General features: G+C 56.9%; 21 protein-coding genes. 14 read left to right on the plus strand and 7 right to left on the minus strand.

The window, feature by feature from the left end; genetic code table 11:
• From fabG to KI617_RS08860, 4 genes are all read left to right on the plus strand, one after another.
• Positions 1-741 (plus strand): 3-oxoacyl-ACP reductase FabG, encoded by a 741-nt coding sequence (gene fabG, locus KI617_RS08845; RefSeq protein WP_226451632.1) that lies wholly within the window; start codon positions 1-3, stop codon positions 739-741.
• A gap of 73 nt (positions 742-814) precedes the next feature.
• A complete protein-coding gene (acpP, locus tag KI617_RS08850; protein ID WP_011287765.1) occupies positions 815-1,051 on the plus strand; it encodes an acyl carrier protein in 237 nt (78 codons plus the stop codon).
• A gap of 73 nt (positions 1,052-1,124) precedes the next feature.
• Entirely contained in the window at positions 1,125-2,360 is a 1,236-nt protein-coding gene (gene fabF / locus KI617_RS08855; protein ID WP_226451633.1) for a beta-ketoacyl-ACP synthase II, read from the plus strand.
• A gap of 38 nt (positions 2,361-2,398) precedes the next feature.
• Positions 2,399-2,824, plus strand: a complete 426-nt coding sequence (locus KI617_RS08860) for a protein YgfX (protein WP_226451634.1) — start codon at positions 2,399-2,401, stop codon at positions 2,822-2,824.
• Here KI617_RS08860 and nadB read toward each other — a convergent pair.
• The gene (nadB, locus tag KI617_RS08865; protein WP_226451635.1) at positions 2,799-4,376 is read right to left on the minus strand and encodes an L-aspartate oxidase; all 1,578 of its coding nucleotides are present in this window, start codon (positions 4,374-4,376) and stop codon (positions 2,799-2,801) included. The two genes, KI617_RS08860 and nadB, sit on opposite strands and share 26 nt — an antisense overlap.
• Before the next feature lie 172 nt (positions 4,377-4,548).
• Here nadB and rpoE point away from each other — a divergent pair, with 172 nt between their 5' ends.
• From rpoE to recO, 10 genes are read left to right on the plus strand one after another with little or no spacing between them, the layout of a single operon-like run.
• Complete coding sequence (gene rpoE, locus KI617_RS08870) at positions 4,549-5,148, plus strand: RNA polymerase sigma factor RpoE (RefSeq protein WP_226451636.1); 600 nt, start codon at positions 4,549-4,551, stop codon at positions 5,146-5,148.
• Positions 5,149-5,150: 2 nt separating this feature from the next.
• A complete protein-coding gene (locus KI617_RS08875; protein ID WP_226451637.1) occupies positions 5,151-5,585 on the plus strand; it encodes a SoxR reducing system RseC family protein in 435 nt (144 codons plus the stop codon).
• A 24-nt stretch (positions 5,586-5,609) separates the two neighbouring features.
• On the plus strand, positions 5,610-7,028 hold the full coding sequence (locus KI617_RS08880) for a DegQ family serine endoprotease (RefSeq protein WP_226451864.1): 1,419 nt from the start codon (positions 5,610-5,612) through the stop codon (positions 7,026-7,028).
• Positions 7,018-7,263: a glutaredoxin family protein gene (locus KI617_RS08885; RefSeq protein WP_226451638.1), complete on the plus strand. Its 246-nt coding sequence runs from the start codon at positions 7,018-7,020 to the stop codon at positions 7,261-7,263. The genes KI617_RS08880 and KI617_RS08885 overlap by 11 nt, the downstream gene beginning before the upstream one ends.
• 59 nt (positions 7,264-7,322) lie before the next feature.
• A complete protein-coding gene (lepA, locus tag KI617_RS08890) occupies positions 7,323-9,113 on the plus strand; it encodes a translation elongation factor 4 (protein WP_226451639.1) in 1,791 nt (596 codons plus the stop codon).
• Positions 9,114-9,121: 8 nt separating this feature from the next.
• Positions 9,122-9,910 (plus strand): signal peptidase I, encoded by a 789-nt coding sequence (gene lepB / locus KI617_RS08895; RefSeq protein WP_226451640.1) that lies wholly within the window; start codon positions 9,122-9,124, stop codon positions 9,908-9,910.
• Between the two features lie 10 nt (positions 9,911-9,920).
• Entirely contained in the window at positions 9,921-10,274 is a 354-nt protein-coding gene (locus tag KI617_RS08900) for a DUF4845 domain-containing protein (protein WP_226451641.1), read from the plus strand.
• Between the two features lie 3 nt (positions 10,275-10,277).
• The gene (gene rnc / locus KI617_RS08905; RefSeq protein WP_226451642.1) at positions 10,278-10,946 is read left to right on the plus strand and encodes a ribonuclease III; all 669 of its coding nucleotides are present in this window, start codon (positions 10,278-10,280) and stop codon (positions 10,944-10,946) included.
• On the plus strand, positions 10,943-11,827 hold the full coding sequence (gene era / locus KI617_RS08910; protein ID WP_226451643.1) for a GTPase Era: 885 nt from the start codon (positions 10,943-10,945) through the stop codon (positions 11,825-11,827). Before rnc ends, era begins: the two co-directional genes overlap by 4 nt.
• Positions 11,824-12,552: a DNA repair protein RecO gene (gene recO, locus KI617_RS08915; protein ID WP_226451644.1), complete on the plus strand. Its 729-nt coding sequence runs from the start codon at positions 11,824-11,826 to the stop codon at positions 12,550-12,552. Before era ends, recO begins: the two co-directional genes overlap by 4 nt.
• A 55-nt stretch (positions 12,553-12,607) precedes the next feature.
• On the opposite strand, the gene nifM is transcribed toward recO, so the two are convergent.
• Genes nifM through nifV form a run of 6 tightly spaced genes read right to left on the minus strand, consistent with a single transcriptional unit; the run spans position 12,608 to position 16,709 of the window.
• Positions 12,608-13,429 carry a nitrogen fixation protein NifM gene (gene nifM, locus KI617_RS08920; protein WP_226451645.1) on the minus strand — a complete coding sequence of 274 codons (822 nt, stop codon included), beginning with the start codon at positions 13,427-13,429 and terminating at the stop codon, positions 12,608-12,610.
• Positions 13,430-13,433: 4 nt separating this feature from the next.
• Positions 13,434-13,892 carry a nitrogen fixation protein NifZ gene (locus KI617_RS08925; RefSeq protein WP_226451646.1) on the minus strand — a complete coding sequence of 153 codons (459 nt, stop codon included), beginning with the start codon at positions 13,890-13,892 and terminating at the stop codon, positions 13,434-13,436.
• Positions 13,889-14,230: a nitrogenase-stabilizing/protective protein NifW gene (nifW, locus tag KI617_RS08930; RefSeq protein ID WP_226451647.1), complete on the minus strand. Its 342-nt coding sequence runs from the start codon at positions 14,228-14,230 to the stop codon at positions 13,889-13,891. Before nifW ends, KI617_RS08925 begins: the two co-directional genes overlap by 4 nt.
• Before the next feature lie 10 nt (positions 14,231-14,240).
• Positions 14,241-14,828 (minus strand): hypothetical protein, encoded by a 588-nt coding sequence (locus KI617_RS08935; RefSeq protein ID WP_226451648.1) that lies wholly within the window; start codon positions 14,826-14,828, stop codon positions 14,241-14,243.
• Positions 14,801-15,577: a serine O-acetyltransferase gene (gene cysE, locus KI617_RS08940; RefSeq protein WP_226451649.1), complete on the minus strand. Its 777-nt coding sequence runs from the start codon at positions 15,575-15,577 to the stop codon at positions 14,801-14,803. Before cysE ends, KI617_RS08935 begins: the two co-directional genes overlap by 28 nt.
• Positions 15,570-16,709: a homocitrate synthase gene (gene nifV, locus KI617_RS08945; RefSeq protein ID WP_226451650.1), complete on the minus strand. Its 1,140-nt coding sequence runs from the start codon at positions 16,707-16,709 to the stop codon at positions 15,570-15,572. The genes cysE and nifV overlap by 8 nt, the downstream gene beginning before the upstream one ends.
• Positions 16,710-16,758 lie beyond the last annotated feature (49 nt).

Raw genomic sequence — 16,758 nt, forward strand, 5'->3', positions numbered from 1 at the left:
ATGCTGACCGATAAAATTGCGCTGGTGACCGGTGCGACCCGGGGTATTGGGCGGGCTATTGCACTGGAGCTTGGCAAGCAGGGCGCAACCGTAATTGGTACCGCAACCAGTGAAGAAGGTGCAGAAAAAATCTCCGCCTATCTTTTGGCGGCTGGCGTCAAGGGCAAGGGAATTGCACTGAATGTCTGCGACGTAGCGCAGACGGATGCTGCCTTAACCAATATTGCCAAGGAATTCGGTGCTGTAACCATTTTGGTTAATAACGCGGGTATCACTCGTGACAATCTCACCATGCGCATGGGTGACGATGAGTGGGACGCCGTTATTGATACCAACCTGAAGGCGGTGTTCCGACTTTCTCGTGGTGTTATGCGCGGCATGATGAAGGCGCGTTTTGGCCGTATCGTCAACATTTCGTCCGTAGTTGGCTATTCCGGTAATGCTGGCCAAGCTAACTACTGCGCGGCCAAGGCAGGTGTCGCCGGCCTCAGTCGTTCGTTGGCTCGTGAATTGGGGAGCCGCAATATCACCGTCAATTGTGTTGCGCCTGGTTTTATTGCCACGGACATGACGCATGCCTTGACCGAAGAGCAGAAGGCCGCCATGCTGGCGTCCATTCCGCTGGCTCGTGCCGGCACGCCGGAGGATATTGCCGGTGCCGTCGGGTTTCTGGTTTCTCCCGCCGCCTCGTATGTCACGGGTACTACCGTGCATGTGAATGGTGGCATGTTTATGGATTGATTCCGCTAAGGCTTGGCTTTTGGTAGAATCGTAACGTTTTTTTTCGTACCCCTGAGGGGAAGGAGTTTTTCTAATGGATAACATCGTAGAGCGCGTCAAGAAGATCGTCGCCGAACAACTGGGCGTGAACGAAGCGGACATCAAGAATGAGTCCTCCTTTGTGGATGATCTGGGCGCTGACTCCCTGGATACCGTCGAGCTGGTCATGGCTCTGGAAGAGGAATTCGAATGCGAGATTCCTGACGACCAGGCTGAGAAGATCACTACAGTCCAGCAGGCTGTCGATTACATCCTCGCCGGCAAGAAGTAAGCTAATTCCGGTTTGAACCAGGCAAGGCCGGCCTCAAGGGCCGGCCTTGCTACATTTGCTTTCGGAGCGCATCTTGGCACGTCGCAGAGTCGTAATTACTGGCTTGGGTCTGATTTCCCCGGTCGGCAACAGCGTAGAGGAAGGCTGGCAGAACATCATCGCCGGCCGTTCTGGCATCGCTCCCGTTACCCGATTCGATACTTCCACTTTCCCGGTTCAGTTTGCCGGCGAAGTAAAGAATTTTGATATTACTCAGTACATTTCCGCCAAGGATGCCCGCCGCATGGATAGATTTATCCATTACGGTCTGGCTGCAGGTATGCAGGCCGTGCGTGATGCCGGTCTGGATAAGGAAGGTGCTGCTGATCCAGAGCGCGTCGGTGTCGCCATTGGTTCTGGCATCGGCGGTCTGCCGCTGATTGAAGAAACCAAGGACGAGTACCTCGCTGGCGGTGTGCGCAAGGTTTCGCCGTTCTTTGTGCCTGGTTCGATCATCAACATGATCTCCGGCAACCTGTCGATTGAGTATGGTTTCAAGGGACCGAACCTGGCCATCGTCACAGCGTGTACGACGGGTACCCATTCGATCGGCGAAGCCGCACGCATCATTGAATACGGCGATGCCGACGTGATGGTGGCTGGTGGCGCTGAATCAACGGTCTCTCCGCTGGGCATGGGGGGCTTCAGTGCCGCTCGCGCGCTGTCCACTCGCAACGATGACCCGACGACGGCCAGTCGTCCATGGGACAAAGATCGTGATGGCTTCGTCCTGGGCGAAGGCGCCGGTGTTCTGGTTCTCGAAGAGTACGAGCATGCTAAGGCACGTGGTGCAAAGATTTATGCTGAAGTGGCTGGCTATGGCCGGAGCGCTGATGCCTACCACATCACTGCCCCGAACATGGATGGCCCGCGTCGCTCCATGGTCAATGCGCTGAAGAATGCTGGTATTGCGCCTTCTGACGTGCAATACGTCAATGCGCATGGTACCTCGACCCCGCTTGGCGACAAGAACGAGTCGGATGCCATCAAGGCTGCCTTCGGTGATGCTGCCTACAAGATCGTCGTCAATTCAACCAAGTCGATGACTGGTCACCTGCTGGGTGGTGCCGGTGGCGTTGAGTCCTTGTTTACGGTTCTGGCGATCCATCACCAGATATCCCCGCCGACTATCAACATCTTCAACCAGGATCCGGAATGTGACCTGGACTACTGTGCCAACAAGGCACGGCCGATGAAGATCGATGTGGCGCTGAAGAACAACTTCGGCTTCGGCGGCACTAACGGCTCGCTGGTATTCAAGCGCATTTAAGCAGCGCTTCCGTAAGGAATTGAACGGTGCAGTTTCCGATGATCATCGGACTGCACCGTTCTCGCTTTCTGGATGGCGCATTGATCGTTACGACTTTGCTCTTGATTGGAATGACGGTGCTGCTCCCGTATTCTGCGATCATCCGCTTGGCGACCACTTTGCTCATCGTGATTGCCAGCTACTATTCCTGGCGGAAATTGATGCCGACGCTTTCTGCTATTCGGCTTGAACGTTCCGGCCAGATCCTTGTTTCAGAAGCAGGAAACGCAGATTTTCTCGAGGTTGAATTGGCGCCTCATGCAACAGTACATCCGTGGCTGACTGTTGTTCGGCTCCGGGTACCGAACGGCAAAAGGCACACGCTTATTGTGGTGGTCGATAGCGTGGAGGCTGATGATTTCAGGCGCCTGCGAGTGTTTTTCCGTTGGCAGGCGAAATTCAGTTCGGCGGCCGCCGACGCTTGAGGATCGTATTCTTTGGTTTGTCAGCCATGTCAGGAAAATCTCGGGAAAAGTGCAGCCCCCGACTTTCTTTGCGCAACATGGCACAGCGAACGATCAAGTCTGCCGTGACAACAAGGTTCCGCAACTCGATAAGGTCGTGGCTAACCCGGAAATTGGCATAAAACTCGTCGATTTCTCGCATCAACAGTCCGATGCGATGCTTGGCACGTTTTAGTCGTTTGGTCGTCCGGACGATGCCGACGTAATCCCACATGAAGCGACGAAGCTCATCCCAATTGTGGGAAATGACCACTTCTTCATCGGCATCTGTGACCCGGCTTTCATCCCAGAGTGGCAGCTTGGGAGTTTCGTCGATTTTTCTGGTCAATATGTCGCTGACTGCAGCTTCGGCAAATACCAAGCATTCAAGCAACGAGTTGGAGGCGAGGCGATTCGCACCATGCAGCCCGGTACATGAGGCTTCTCCGGCAACGTAAAGTCCGGATACATCGGTGCGCCCATGCAGGTCGCTGACAATGCCGCCACAGGTGTAATGGGCGGCCGGAACGACCGGAATGGCTTCCTGGGTGATATCAATCCCAAGCTCCAGGCAGCGAGCGTAAATATTCGGGAAATGACCGCGAATGAAATCTTCATCCTTGTGCGAAATATCGAGGAAAACACAGTCAAGGCCGCGTTTCTTCATTTCGAAGTCGATGGCGCGAGCGACGATGTCACGCGGTGCGAGTTCTGCACGGTCATCATGCTCAGGCATGAAGCGGGTTCCGTCCGGCAAGCGGAGCAGGCCACCTTCGCCGCGTACCGCTTCGGATATCAGGAATGATTTCGCCTGGGGGTGATAGAGACAGGTCGGGTGAAACTGGATGAATTCCATATTCGACACCCGGCAACCGGCACGATAAGCCATGGCGATGCCATCACCGGTAGAGGTGTCAGGGTTGGTCGTGTAGAGATAGACCTTGCCGGCGCCGCCCGTGGCGATGAGGGTGTTTTGGGCGCCAATCGTGACGACTTCACCGTCACGATTGTTCAGGACATAGGCGCCATAGCAACGCTTATCGCTTTTGCCCAGTTTCTCGCTAGTGATCAGGTCGATCGCGATGTGATCTTCCAGAATGGTGATGTTGGGGTTGGCACGGACTTTCTTGGTTAAGGTGTCCTGAACGGCGAGGCCAGTTGCATCGGCCACATGGATGACACGGCGAGCGCTGTGACCACCTTCCCGGGTAAGGTGATAGCCGGAGGTGTCCTTAGTGAAGGGAACGCCTTGCTCGATCAGCCACTCGATGACCCTGCGCCCGTTTTCGACAACATGGCGGGTCGATTTTTCATCGTTCAGCCAGGCACCAGCAACCAGCGTGTCCTGAATATGCGCTTCAATGGAGTCCTGGCTGTCCAGTACGGCTGCAATGCCGCCCTGAGCCCACCCGGATGCAGAGTCTTCAAGACTGCGCTTGCTGACAAGCGCCACGCGACAATGGGGGGCAAGTCTCAATGCGGCAGACTGGCCGGCAAGACCGCTACCGATGATCAGGACATCAAATTTCTGCACGGCTGTTCTCTATTAGTAATAGTTTTCAGCGGAATATAGCATGCAGAAAACCATTCATCTCGTTACAGACAGTCACAAATTAAGGATAACTACCTATCTTCATCGCGAAAATGGCTGCGCTATACTCCGCTAAATAAAATACTAATCATTATCCTCAGGGAAAACGAGAGCAATGAGTGAGCGCGAAATCGATCAGGTGTTGGTCGAACGGGCCCAAGGCGGAGATCAGCACGCCTTCGACCTGTTGGTGAGCAAATACCAGCGTAAGCTGGGGCGCTTGCTGTCACGCTTCATCCGTGACCCTGCGGAAGTCGAAGATGTCTCACAGGAGGCCTTTATCAAGGCTTACCGCGCCCTGCCATCCTTTCGTGGTGAGAGTGCTTTTTATACTTGGCTTTATCGTATTGGCATCAATACGGCTAAAAATTATCTGGTTTCCCAAGGGCGACGTGCGCCAACCAGTACCGAGTTTGACTCTGAAGAAGCGGAAACCTTTGAAGATGCTACTCAACTACGGGATATCAACACCCCGGAAAGCCTTCTTCTGTCGAAGCAGATTGGTGAAACGGTAAATGCAGCCATGGACTCCTTGCCTGAAGAGCTACGTACGGCGATCGTGCTGCGCGAACTGGAAGGCCTCTCCTATGATGAAATCGCCGGCATCATGAACTGTCCGATCGGAACGGTGCGATCCCGTATTTTTCGCGCCAGAGAAGCGGTGGCGGCAAAGTTGCGACCGTTACTGGATATCGCTCCCGATAAGCGTTGGTAAGCATGGATAATGAACAGACCACGATCCAGGCAGTAGTCCGTGCGCAAGAAGGAACGAATGCACTCGTCGAAGTTGAGCATGGCGGCTGTGGGCGATGTCACGAACAGGGTGGTTGTGGTGGTCAGCAACTGACCCAGATGTTTTGTGCAGGGCCAAAAACCTATCAGGTAGATAACAAGATTGGCGCTGTTATTGGCGATCGCGTCACGATCGCTATCGCTGCTGGCAGTGTTCGCCATACGGCTAATCTTGCATATGGAATTCCGTTGATTGCCTGCATCGGTGGCGCGGTTGTCGGTTCTTCGTTCGCCGGTGATGGTGGCGCCGTGTTCGGCGCTGTTAGCGCCTTGATTTTGGCTTTTTTGTACGTCCGCTCTCACGCCCAACGCAAGTCTGGAAATTTCGCCGAGCGCCCTCATATAATTTCCCGTTCCTGATCAAATCCGGAGGTTGTATTGTCCATGAAACGCTTTGTGGCTTTGTGTTCCCTTTGGTTTTTGTGTTCTTTGTCGTTTGCCCAGACGCGCGGCTTGCCTGATTTCTCCGATTTGGCTGAAAAGCAAGGGCTGGCGGTCGTCAATATCAGTACGACGCAGGTTGTCCGTGGGCAGGCGCAAATGATGCCGTTTCCGTTTGATGAAAACGATCCTGCCTTCGAGTTTTTCAAGCGCTTCATCCCACGCAACCCGGGTGGCGCCATGCCGCGAGACTTCGAAAACAAGTCGCTCGGCTCCGGGTTCATTGTCAGTGGCGATGGCTATATTCTGACCAACGCCCATGTCGTCGACGGGGCTGATGAGGTTACGGTTCGTCTGACTGACAAGCGTGAATTCAAAGCCAGGATCATCGGGGCGGATAAACGAACCGATGTTGCCTTGATAAAGATCGATGCGTCAGGTCTACCTGTGGTCAAGTTGGGTGACCCGGCCCAACTTAGAGTGGGTGAATGGGTGGTGGCCATTGGCTCACCGTTCGGATTCGACAACTCTGTGACCGCCGGCATTGTCTCAGCCAAAGGGCGCTCCCTGCCGCAAGAGAATTATGTGCCCTTCATTCAGACGGATGTGGCGATCAACCCGGGTAATTCTGGCGGCCCGCTGTTCAATATGCGCGGCGAAGTGGTAGGTATCAATTCACAGATTTACAGTCGTAGTGGCGGGTATATGGGCGTTTCCTTCGCCATTCCGATTGATGTGGCAATGGATATCCAGAACCAGTTGCGTGCTTCCGGCAAGGTCAGTCGTGGTCGCCTTGGCGTGGTAATTCAGGAGGTCAGCAAGGAACTCGCAGACTCTCTGGGCCTTGCCAAGCCGATCGGTGCGGTGGTGAATGCTGTCGAAAAGGGTGGGCCTGCAGAAAAGGCTGGCATTGAGGCAGGTGATGTCATCCTGAAATTTGACGGCAAGACGATCAACAATTCGGCCGATTTGCCGCGCATGGTGGGTGCAACCAGGCCGGGAGGGCGTTCGGTGGTTCAGGTCTGGCGCAAAGGCGCAACCCGGGATATCAACGTTACCGTGGGTGAGGTTCCTGACGAAAAGCAGGCGAGCGCTAAAGTGCAGCGCGGGAAACCGACTGAACAGGCAGCCAACCGCCTTGGCCTAGTCGTCAGTGAGCTAACTGCGGAGCAAAAACGTGAGCTGAAAATGGGTTCTGGCCTGTTGATCGAAGACGTTCGGGGGCAGGGGCTTCGTTCGGATTTGCGTGCTGGCGACATCGTCATTGCGCTGATCGCCAAAGGTGCGACCACTGAGGTCAAGACAGTCGAGCAGTTCAATAAATTACTATCCCTGTTCGAAAAAGGCAGCAATGTCACCTTGCTCGTTCGCCGTGGGGAAATGCAGACTTTCATCACCATAAAAGGTTTGAATGGTGGTTGAACTGACCCTGATGAGCCGCGGCTACTGTCATCTCTGTCATGACATGGAGGTGGCCTTGGCGCCGCTGGCTGATGAGTTCGGTGCGACGGTGACCGTTCTTGATGTTGACGCTGATCCGGTGCTCGAAGCCAGGTATGACGAACTGGTGCCTGTTTTGTTGCATGGCGAGACAGAGTTGTGCCATTACTTTCTTGACGAAGCCAAAGTCCGTGAATATTTGGCTGGAATCCGCTAAAATTCAGGGTCTTCTGAAAAGGGAAGGGCGCCGGACAGCGCCCTTTTTTACTGGTACCAATGGATCACATTAGAAACTTCTCGATCATCGCGCACATCGACCACGGCAAATCGACGCTGGCCGATCGCATCATCCACCTCTGTGGCGGCTTGTCCGATCGCGAGATGGAGGCGCAGGTACTCGATTCGATGGATATCGAACGCGAGCGCGGCATCACGATCAAGGCACAGACCGCTGCGCTGAGTTACAAGGCGCGCGATGGCAAGGTCTACAACCTGAACCTGATCGATACGCCGGGACACGTCGACTTCTCTTATGAAGTCTCTCGTTCGCTATCGGCTTGCGAAGGCGCTCTGCTGGTGGTGGATGCCTCGCAGGGCGTTGAGGCACAGACGGTGGCCAATTGCTATACGGCGCTCGAACTGGATGTTGAAGTCGTTCCTGTTCTGAACAAGATCGACCTGCCGTCGGCCGATCCGGAAAATGCCCGCCAGGAAATCGAGGATGTGATCGGGATCGACGCTTCCGAGGCTGTATTGGCTTCAGCCAAGACAGGTCTCGGCGTCGAGGATATTCTCGAGGCAGTTGTCGCGCGCATTCCGCCCCCCAAGGGAAATCCGGACGCGCCACTCAAGGCGCTGATTATCGACTCCTGGTTCGACAACTACGTCGGTGTCGTCATGTTGGTGCGTGTCGTCGACGGGGTCATCAAGCCTAAAGATAAACTGCTTTTCATGGCGACCGAAGCAGAGCAGCTATGCGAGCAGGTTGGCGTCTTTGCGCCAAAGTCCGAGAAGCGCGACATGCTGCGTGCCGGTGAGGTCGGTTTCGTCATTTCCGGCATCAAGGAACTGAAGGCAGCCAAAGTCGGCGACACGATCACCACGATGGACCGCAAGGCGACCGAAGCTCTGCCTGGTTTCAAGGAAATCAAGCCGCAGGTGTTTGCCGGTTTGTATCCCGTTGAATCCAATCAGTACGATTCGTTGCGTGAGTCGCTGGAAAAACTCAAACTGAACGATGCCTCGCTGCAATACGAACCAGAGGTTTCTCAGGCGCTTGGCTTTGGCTTCCGCTGCGGCTTCCTTGGCCTGTTGCACATGGAAATTGTGCAGGAACGTCTGGAGCGTGAATTCGATCAGGATTTGATCACCACTGCACCCACCGTTGTGTATCAGGTCGTTATGCGTGATGGATCAATCGTTGAGGTGGAAAATCCGGCCAAATTGCCGGATGTCACCAAAATGGAAGAGGTGCGCGAGCCGATTATCACGGCCACTATCTTCGTGCCGCAGGATTATCTGGGTAATGTCATCACCCTTTGTAACCAGAAGCGTGGCAATCAGGTCGACATGCATTACCACGGCCGCCAGGTAAAGCTGGTCTATGAAATGCCGATGGCCGAAGTGGTGATGGATTTCTTCGACAAGCTGAAGTCCTGCTCCAAGGGTTACGCCTCTCTCGACTACGATTTCAAGGAATATCGTGCAGCGGATGTTGTGAAGCTGGATATCCTGATCAACAGCGAAAAGGTTGATGCCCTGTCATTGATCGTGCACCGAGCTAATGCGCAGTATCGCGGTCGCGAACTGGCGAGCAAGATGCGCGAACTGATTCCCCGCCAGATGTACGACGTGGCAATTCAGGCGGCGATCGGCTCGCACATCATCTCCCGTGAGAACGTCAAGGCGATGCGCAAGGACGTGCTGGCCAAGTGCTACGGTGGCGACATCTCCCGCAAGAAGAAACTGCTGGAAAAGCAGAAGGCCGGCAAGAAACGGATGAAACAGGTCGGCAGCGTCGAAATTCCGCAGGAGGCCTTTCTGGCAGTGCTGCGCGTCGATAATTGAGAATAGCGATGAACTTTGCCCTGATTCTTTTCGTGCTGCTGGTTCTTACCGGTGCCTTGTATGCAGTCGATGTCCTGAAATTCCGGAAATTTCGTGCCAAAGATGCCAAGGAGCCTTTGTGGGTGGAGTGGGGCGCCAGCTTCTTTCCGGTTATTTTGATCGTCTTTGTTCTACGCTCCTTTCTGTTTGAGCCATTCAAGATTCCATCCGGCTCGATGATACCGACGCTGCTGGTTGGCGATTTCATTCTGGTTAACAAGTTCACCTACGGCATCCGCTTGCCGGTAATCAACAAGAAGATTATTGAGATCAACTCGCCCCAGCGCGGCGATGTCATGGTTTTTCGTTATCCCGAAGATCCGTCGCTGGATTACATCAAGCGTGTCGTTGGTTTGCCCGGAGACACCGTCGCTTATCAGAACAAGAAACTGACCATCAATGGGCAGGCGGTTCCGACCCAGAAGATCGGCGACTACCTCCACCCGGAGCGCCTGTATTACTCCGAGCAGTTCATGGAGAAACTTGGCGAAGTTGAGCACCTGGCCCTGAACGACACCGATGCTCCGGCCTTCGTTCCCGATGCCGCACGCTTCCCGCACCGGGAAAATTGCACTTACAATGCCTCGGGTGTGATTTGCAAGGTGCCGCCCGGTCACTATTTCATGATGGGGGACAATCGGGATAACAGCCGGGATAGTCGGGCCTGGGGGTTTGTTCCCGAGCAGAATATCGTCGGCAAAGCATTCTTTGTCTGGTTGAATTTCAGTGATTTGAGCCGGATTGGCTCATTCCGGTAAGGGGAAACTGATGAAAAATCAACGTGGTGTTGCGCTATCCGGGCTCCTGTTCTGGAGCGTTGTACTGGTTCTGGTCTCTGTGCTTGGTATGAAAGTAGCACCGACCTACATTGAGTACACCAAAATCCTGAAGGATGCCAAAGCTACTGTTGCCAAAGTTGGTCCGGACTCAACGGTGGCGGATGTTCGATCAACTTTCGACAAGTTTGCTGATATTGACCAGCTGGATTTCAAGGCCAGTCAATTGGATATTTCCAAAGATGGCGGCAAGATCGTTATTGAATTTGCTTATGAAAAGCGTATCCCCCTCTTCTGGAACGTCAGCCTGCTGATCGACTATAAAGGGTCGACTGCTGGATCATAAGGCATGACTGCGCAGTCGATTGCCAGGAAACTCGGGCATCAATTTTCGGATCAATCGCTGTTTCGGACCGCATTGACCCATCGCAGCTTCGGCACGCCGAACAATGAGCGGCTGGAGTTTCTCGGCGATGGCGTCCTGGATTTTGTCATTGCCGCCTCTCTGTTTCACCGCTTTCCAGATTTGCCGGAAGGCGACCTTTCCCGTTTGCGGGCGAATCTGGTTCGCCAGGAAACACTGCACCGGCTGGCCTCTGATCTGAATATCGGCGAATTCCTGCGTCTTGGCGAAGGGGAACTAAAGAGCGGTGGCGCGCAACGCCCCTCTATCCTTGCCGATGCACTGGAAGCGATGTTTGGCGCCATTTATCTCGATGCCGGTTTTGCCGCCGTGCAGACCGTCATTGAAAAGCTCTATACGCCGCTGCTAGATGAACTTAAGCCCGGCCAGTTTCAGAAAGATGCCAAGACGCGCTTGCAGGAATGGCTGCAGGGACGAAAGAAAGCATTGCCCAGATATCAGTTGCTGGAAGCGACAGGGGCGGCCCATGAACAACGCTTCGAAGTGGCCTGTGAAATTGAACATCCCGCTGTGCGCACGGTAGGCCATGGCTCAAGCCGGCGTATCGCCGAACAGGTTGCGGCCGAAAAGGCCTTGAAAGAACTCCACGCATGAAAAAGATCCGTTCCGGTTATATCGCCATCGTCGGTCGTCCGAATGTTGGCAAGTCGACCCTGCTCAACCGTCTGGTCGGCGAAAAAATCAGTATTGTCTCGCGCAAGGCGCAGACGACCCGGCACCGGATTACTGGCATCCTGACCAAGGATGATGCCCAGTTTGTCTTTGTCGATACGCCTGGGTTCCAGACCAAGTTTTCCAATGCGCTGAACCGTGCAATGAATCGTGGCGTCACACAGACCCTGAATGACGTCGATGTTGTGCTGTTTCTGATCGAAGCAGGGCGTTATGACGCCAAGGACAAGGCTGTTGTCCGATTGTTGCCGAAGGACAGGCCGGTGATTCTGGTGGTCAACAAGACCGATCAGATCAAGGATCGCAGTTCCTTGTTCCCCTTCCTGGCAGAGGTTGCGGCTGACCATGATTACGCTGCTGTTGTGCCAATCAGCGCCGCCAAGGGTAAACAGACTGACGAATTGCTGGCCGAGGCAAGAAAGCATCTGCCCAACGAAGGCTTGATGTTCCCGGAAGACGAACTAACCGACAAAAGCGAGCGTTTCCTGGCTTCGGAATACATCCGCGAAAAGGTTTTTCGCCTGCTTGGTGACGAACTGCCCTACGCCACCGCCGTGGAGATCGAGAAGTTCGAGGTTGAAGGTGACCTGCGCCGGATTTTTGCCGCGATCGTGGTTGACCGCGAGGGCCATAAAGCTATCGTCATCGGCAAGGGCGGTGAATCATTGAAGCGCATTGCCAGCGAGGCACGCCAGGACATGGAGCGCCTGTTTGATGGCAAGGTCTATCTCGAAATCTGGGTCAAGGTGAAGTCTGGCTGGAACGATGACGAGCGCCTGCTGAAGAGTCTCGGTTACGAATGAACCTGCGCAGCAAAGTCGACGGCCAGCCGGCTTACGTTCTGCATAGTTATCCCTTTCGGGAAACCAGTCTCATCGTCGAAGTGTTTTCCCGCGATTTCGGGCGTATGGCCCTGCTGGCCCGCGGAGCCCGGCGGCCACGTTCGGCAATCCGCGGCCTGTTGATGGCGTTTCAGCCGCTCGAGATTGGCTGGGCCGGCAAAGGCGAAGTGCTGACCTTGATGAAAGCCGAGTGGCAGGGAGGCTTGCCCTTGCTGGCCGGCGAAGCCCTGTTTTGTGGTTACTACCTTAACGAACTGTTGATGCACCTGCTGCCGCGTGAAGACGCGCATGAGCAGCTGTTTGCCGGCTACGCCAAAATGTTGGCACTTCTGGCTGCCGATCCCAGCGGGAAGGTCCGTGAAGCAGACCTGCGCTGCTTCGAAAAAGCCCTGCTGCAGGAACTGGGCTATGGCCTGACGCTGGCTCACGATAGCGATGCCAGGGCCATCGATCCGGAAGCGTTTTACACCTACCGTATGGAGCATGGGCCTGTGCGGCTAGAGCACGCGGAAGCTGCGGCTCAGGTTTTTAGCGGCAAGACCTTGCTCGATCTGGCGGCGGAAGATTTCTCCGACGTGCGTAGCCGCCATGAGGCCAAGGCCTTGATGCGCACACTGATGGCCTATTATCTGGCGGGCAAGGAACTCGAAACACGCAAGATATTCAGGGATTTGCAGGAGTTGTAAGAAGCCCATTGTCCCTTTGTAAGCTGCTGAAGGTGTAACAGCCTCAGGTAGTTGCTTAAGGTATTTCTGAGCTCAGGCCCTTGATCCAATCACGTTGCGCCTCACGGCGGCGCTTGTCGCCCAGACGTTCGATGATCCGGGCACAAACCTCCTCAAACGGCAGCATGCCGCTGGGCAGGATTTCGTCGCAGCGCAGGATGTGCAAGCCGATTGGCGAGGCAAGCACGGCGCTGATCTCGCCCTCGTTCAGGGCGAAGGCAGCGGGTTCAAGTTCGGCGTAGAGCTGCTTGCGCTTGACGACGCCCAGCTGGCCGCCTTCCATGGCGGTCGGGCATTGCGAATAGCGGAGTGCCGCCTCGGCGAATTTGTCTGCATTTTTCAGCGTCGAGCGGAGCGATTCGAGCTTGGCCTCTGCTTTGGCTTTTTCCTGCGCATTGTTGAAGGTAATCAGAATGTGGCGCAGGTGACGGGCTTCGGGTCGATCGAAGGCTTCCGGGTGCAGGCGGTAGTAGATTTCGGCATCGACGGCGCTGACCGGCGGGCTGCTTGAAGCAACCTTTTCGAGCACTGCCTCGATGCGCAGGTCGCGTTCGACGGCCTGCTCCAGTCCTGCTTCGTCTAGATCGCTGCGTTCCATGTCCTGCATGAATTCATCGCTGGAGGCATAACGCGTGCGAATTTCATCGAGCCGGTTCTTCACGGTCGCGGGCGGAACGAAGACATTGGCGGCCATGGCGCTGGCGAGGATGCGCTGCTCGATGCTGTCCTGCTTGCGGGCGATGTCGTCGAGGCGGTCGCGCTCCGGTTCGCTCAGCGTCTCCGGGCCTTTCTTGAAGAGTTCCCAGGACAGTTTCAGTTCAAGATAACCGTGTTGCATGCTTTCATTCCCTGGTTGCAACCGGTTCCAGCAGGGCTTCAGGAATCTGCAGGACGCGGCCCGGCAGGCGGTCGAAATGGATGTGGTAGGCGACGCCAGCCGCGGCATCGCGAATCACCTTGATGACTTCGCCGACGGAGCCCGGTTCGACCAGCACATTTCCGCCAACCGACAGGCCCTTGGCCGCCACTACTTTTTCGCGGAATTCGAAACGTGACGGCGTCCACGGATCGTCGGCGCCGATCAGCTCTTCTTCGCGGCAGCCGACGATCTTGCCTTCTTCAAGGAAGTTCACCGAGTAGATGATCTGATCCTGCAGAAAGGTGCCGACATCGACGACGTAGCCGATACTGCCGCGGCGCACCAGAAAGTCGCCCGGATCGAGGCCGGGGTAGGTGCCGTCGTTGCGGACATTCCGGGTGAGACGCACGGCCTCACCGTACTCCCACTTGGCGTTCATCATTCGCGGAAAACCTTGTCGAGGGATACGAAGGAACTCATACCACCATCCGGCTTGGAAACCGTCTGGAAGACAGCAAAGACCTTTTCGGTCAGCGAGTTGGAGGTGACGAAATCCTGATAGGCGCGTTCCAGCCACAGGCGGTAGATGCCGCGCTGCTGTCCTTCTTCGGGCGGCAGGTTGGGCGCCTGCTTGGCCAGATAGTCATGGAAACGCTGCAGGATGTGCAGGCGGTTCACATGGACGACGGCGGGGTCGTAGGGGACTTCGAAATAGTCCAGAAAATCTTCGGCCGAGACCAGGTCTTCCATGGCTTCAGCAAGGCTCAGAGTGTCTTCCATGATTGCCTCCTCAGGCTGCGACAAGGTTAAATGATGCGTCTTCAGTCGTCGTTTCTTCGCTCTGGAATTCATCGACGACTTCGAGAAGTTTGGCTGCGCCGAGATGATCGCGGCTATCCAGTGCGGCCAGTTTGGTCAGGCGGTCACGCGATTCGGCGATGCGGCCGAGGCGGAGCAGGACAACGCTCTCGGCCTTGAGGGCCAGCAGATAGAAGCGAAGCAGGCCGAATGAAGTGGCGGCGGCCGAGCCGAGCTGGGCTTCGTCGATCTGGCGCCAATCGTTGGGAATGCCGAGATGGCGTGCCGAGATGCGTTTGGCGTGGTCGGCAACGATCAGCACATCGTCAAGCCGGTGCTGATAGAAGTAGTAGCGGTACAGGCTGACCAGCACGGTCAGGTGCTCCGGAGCCAGCAGGTTGGCACGCAGCAGCGACAGCTCTGCGGTCGGATCGCCGTAATCCTCGGCCGCCTGGGCGATCAGCCGCTCGGCCTCGGGGGGCAGTGCGTCCTCGAAGTAGAGCTTGCAGTCGGAGAAGTCGAGCAGATCCATGGTGTCGTTCAGTCCAGTGTTCAGTGCATCGCCTCGTGCTCGCAGCACAAGTCGCCGGCGGTGCAGGTACGGCACTCGCCACTGTGGTCGGGAGGAGGCGGTTCATGGCGGATTTCAGCCAGTTCCTTCTCCAGGGTTTCAATGCGTTCGATCAGGCAGGCGATGGACTTGGCCACCGGATCGGGCATCAGGTTATGGTCCAGGCTGATGCCATTTTCAGGGCGTGCCGTGCCGACCCGGGTGTCGACGATCCGGCCGGGTACGCCGACGACCGTCCGGTCGGCTGGCACGTCCTTGACGACCACGGAATTGGCGCCAACGCGGACGCGTTCGCCAATATGAATCGGGCCGAGAATCTTGGCGCCAGCGCCGACGACCACACCGTCGGCCAGCGTCGGGTGGCGCTTGCCCTTGTTCCACGAGGTGCCGCCGAGGGTGACACCGTGGTAGAGCGTCACATCGTCGCCGACTTCAGCCGTCTCGCCGATCACCACACAGGCGCCGTGATCGATGAAGAAGCGGTGGCCGATGGTGGCACCGGGGTGGATGTCCACGTTGGTCAGCGTCCGGCTGAGGAAAGACAGGAAGCGGGCCGGAAAGCGCCAGCCGTTCTGCCACAGGCGGTGGGACAATCGGTGGGCGAGGATGGCATGGACGCCGGGGTAGGTGGTCAGCACCTCCAGCGTCGAGCGGGCGGCCGGGTCGCGCTGGAAGACGCAGGCCAGGTCTTCCTTGAGGGTTGCCCAGAGGCCGGGTGCTGCCATCGTGCTTGCGGTCATGGTCATCGCTTCAGACATGGAGGTGGCTCCGGGCGGAAGCCAGAAGGTCGCGCAGGTCGGACACTTCCGGCGGGTGCTTGTGCTCGGCGACGAAATTGCGGACGCGCGGCAGCATGGCCTGGGCTTCGGCCTCGCCGAGTTCGAAACCGAGGCCGGCATAGACGACCTGCACGGCGCGCGAACCGGAATGCTTGCCGAGCACGATGCGGTGCGCCTGGCCGACTTCCTGTGGGTCGAAGCCCTGGTAGTTGTCGGGGTGCTTCAACAGGCCATCGACGTGGATGCCGGCTTCGTGGGTGAAGGCGCCGGCGCCGACGACGCTCTTCTGCCAGGGGATGGCGCGGCCCGAGGCGCTGGCCACGGTGGCCGACAGCGACGGGAAGCCCTTCAGGCTGACGCCGGTTTCGATGGCGTGCAGCTTGGTCAGGCCGAGCACGACTTCTTCGAGCGGGGCGTTGCCGGCTCGCTCGCCGAGGCCGTTGACCGTGGTGTTGACGTGTGTCGCGCCGGCCTTGCAGGCGGCCAGCGTGTTGGCGGTGGCCAGGCCCATGTCGTCATGGGCGTGCATCTCGATTTCGAGGCCGGTGTTGCGGCGCAGGGTCGAGATGCGGTCGAAGGTGCCAAACGGTTCGAGGATGCCCAGCGTGTCTGCGAAGCGCAGACGGCGGGCGCCGGCCCGTTCGGCTGTCTCGGCCAGGGCGCTGAGGAAATTCATGTCGGCGCGCGAGGCATCCTCGCAGCCGAGTCCGACTTCGAGGCCGAGACTCAACGCGGCGCCGATGAACTTGGGCAGCTCGCGCAGCAGCCAGGCGCGGTCCTGCTTCAGCTTGTAGGCGAGATGCTGGTCGGAGGCGGGCACCGAGATGTCGATCAGGTGGGCGCCGAGGCCGGCGCAGGCGGCGATGTCGGCCGGGTGCATGCGGCTCCACACCATCAGGCGTGGGGCGAGATTCAGACCGGCGACGGCACGGATCGAATCGCGTTCCTCGTCACCCATCGCCGGAATGCCGACTTCCAGCTCAGGCACGCCGATGGCGGCGAGCTGGCGGGCGATGTCCAGTTTTTCATCGAGCGAGAAAGCCACGCCAGCCGACTGCTCGCCATCGCGAAGCGTGGTGTCGTTGATCGTGACAAAGGCTGGGTTGGTCATGGCGTTCTCCTCGCAGTCTTCGTAGCAAGGGTGGTGCCAGTATTTAAGC

The sequence above is a fragment of the Ferribacterium limneticum genome (assembly GCF_020510625.1).
Taxonomy (GTDB): domain Bacteria; phylum Pseudomonadota; class Gammaproteobacteria; order Burkholderiales; family Rhodocyclaceae; genus Azonexus; species Azonexus limneticus_A.

What these genes read in the sequence shown, in the direction of transcription:
- recO (WP_226451644.1), top strand. Translation starts at nt 11,824, where the DNA reads ATGAACCTGCGCAGCAAAGTCGACGGCCAGCCGGCTTACGTTCTGCAT.
- KI617_RS08925 (WP_226451646.1), bottom strand. Translation starts at nt 13,892, where the DNA reads ATGATGAACGCCAAGTGGGAGTACGGTGAGGCCGTGCGTCTCACCCGG.
- KI617_RS08885 (WP_226451638.1), top strand. Translation starts at nt 7,018, where the DNA reads ATGGTGGTTGAACTGACCCTGATGAGCCGCGGCTACTGTCATCTCTGT.
- KI617_RS08860 (WP_226451634.1), top strand. Translation starts at nt 2,399, where the DNA reads ATGATCATCGGACTGCACCGTTCTCGCTTTCTGGATGGCGCATTGATC.
- rnc (WP_226451642.1), top strand. Translation starts at nt 10,278, where the DNA reads ATGACTGCGCAGTCGATTGCCAGGAAACTCGGGCATCAATTTTCGGAT.
- lepA (WP_226451639.1), top strand. Translation starts at nt 7,323, where the DNA reads ATGGATCACATTAGAAACTTCTCGATCATCGCGCACATCGACCACGGC.
- era (WP_226451643.1), top strand. Translation starts at nt 10,943, where the DNA reads ATGAAAAAGATCCGTTCCGGTTATATCGCCATCGTCGGTCGTCCGAAT.
- KI617_RS08900 (WP_226451641.1), top strand. Translation starts at nt 9,921, where the DNA reads ATGAAAAATCAACGTGGTGTTGCGCTATCCGGGCTCCTGTTCTGGAGC.
- rpoE (WP_226451636.1), top strand. Translation starts at nt 4,549, where the DNA reads ATGAGTGAGCGCGAAATCGATCAGGTGTTGGTCGAACGGGCCCAAGGC.
- acpP (WP_011287765.1), top strand. Translation starts at nt 815, where the DNA reads ATGGATAACATCGTAGAGCGCGTCAAGAAGATCGTCGCCGAACAACTG.
- lepB (WP_226451640.1), top strand. Translation starts at nt 9,122, where the DNA reads ATGAACTTTGCCCTGATTCTTTTCGTGCTGCTGGTTCTTACCGGTGCC.
- KI617_RS08875 (WP_226451637.1), top strand. Translation starts at nt 5,151, where the DNA reads ATGGATAATGAACAGACCACGATCCAGGCAGTAGTCCGTGCGCAAGAA.
- KI617_RS08880 (WP_226451864.1), top strand. Translation starts at nt 5,610, where the DNA reads ATGAAACGCTTTGTGGCTTTGTGTTCCCTTTGGTTTTTGTGTTCTTTG.
- nifM (WP_226451645.1), bottom strand. Translation starts at nt 13,429, where the DNA reads ATGCAACACGGTTATCTTGAACTGAAACTGTCCTGGGAACTCTTCAAG.
- cysE (WP_226451649.1), bottom strand. Translation starts at nt 15,577, where the DNA reads ATGTCTGAAGCGATGACCATGACCGCAAGCACGATGGCAGCACCCGGC.
- fabG (WP_226451632.1), top strand. Translation starts at nt 1, where the DNA reads ATGCTGACCGATAAAATTGCGCTGGTGACCGGTGCGACCCGGGGTATT.
- nifV (WP_226451650.1), bottom strand. Translation starts at nt 16,709, where the DNA reads ATGACCAACCCAGCCTTTGTCACGATCAACGACACCACGCTTCGCGAT.
- nifW (WP_226451647.1), bottom strand. Translation starts at nt 14,230, where the DNA reads ATGGAAGACACTCTGAGCCTTGCTGAAGCCATGGAAGACCTGGTCTCG.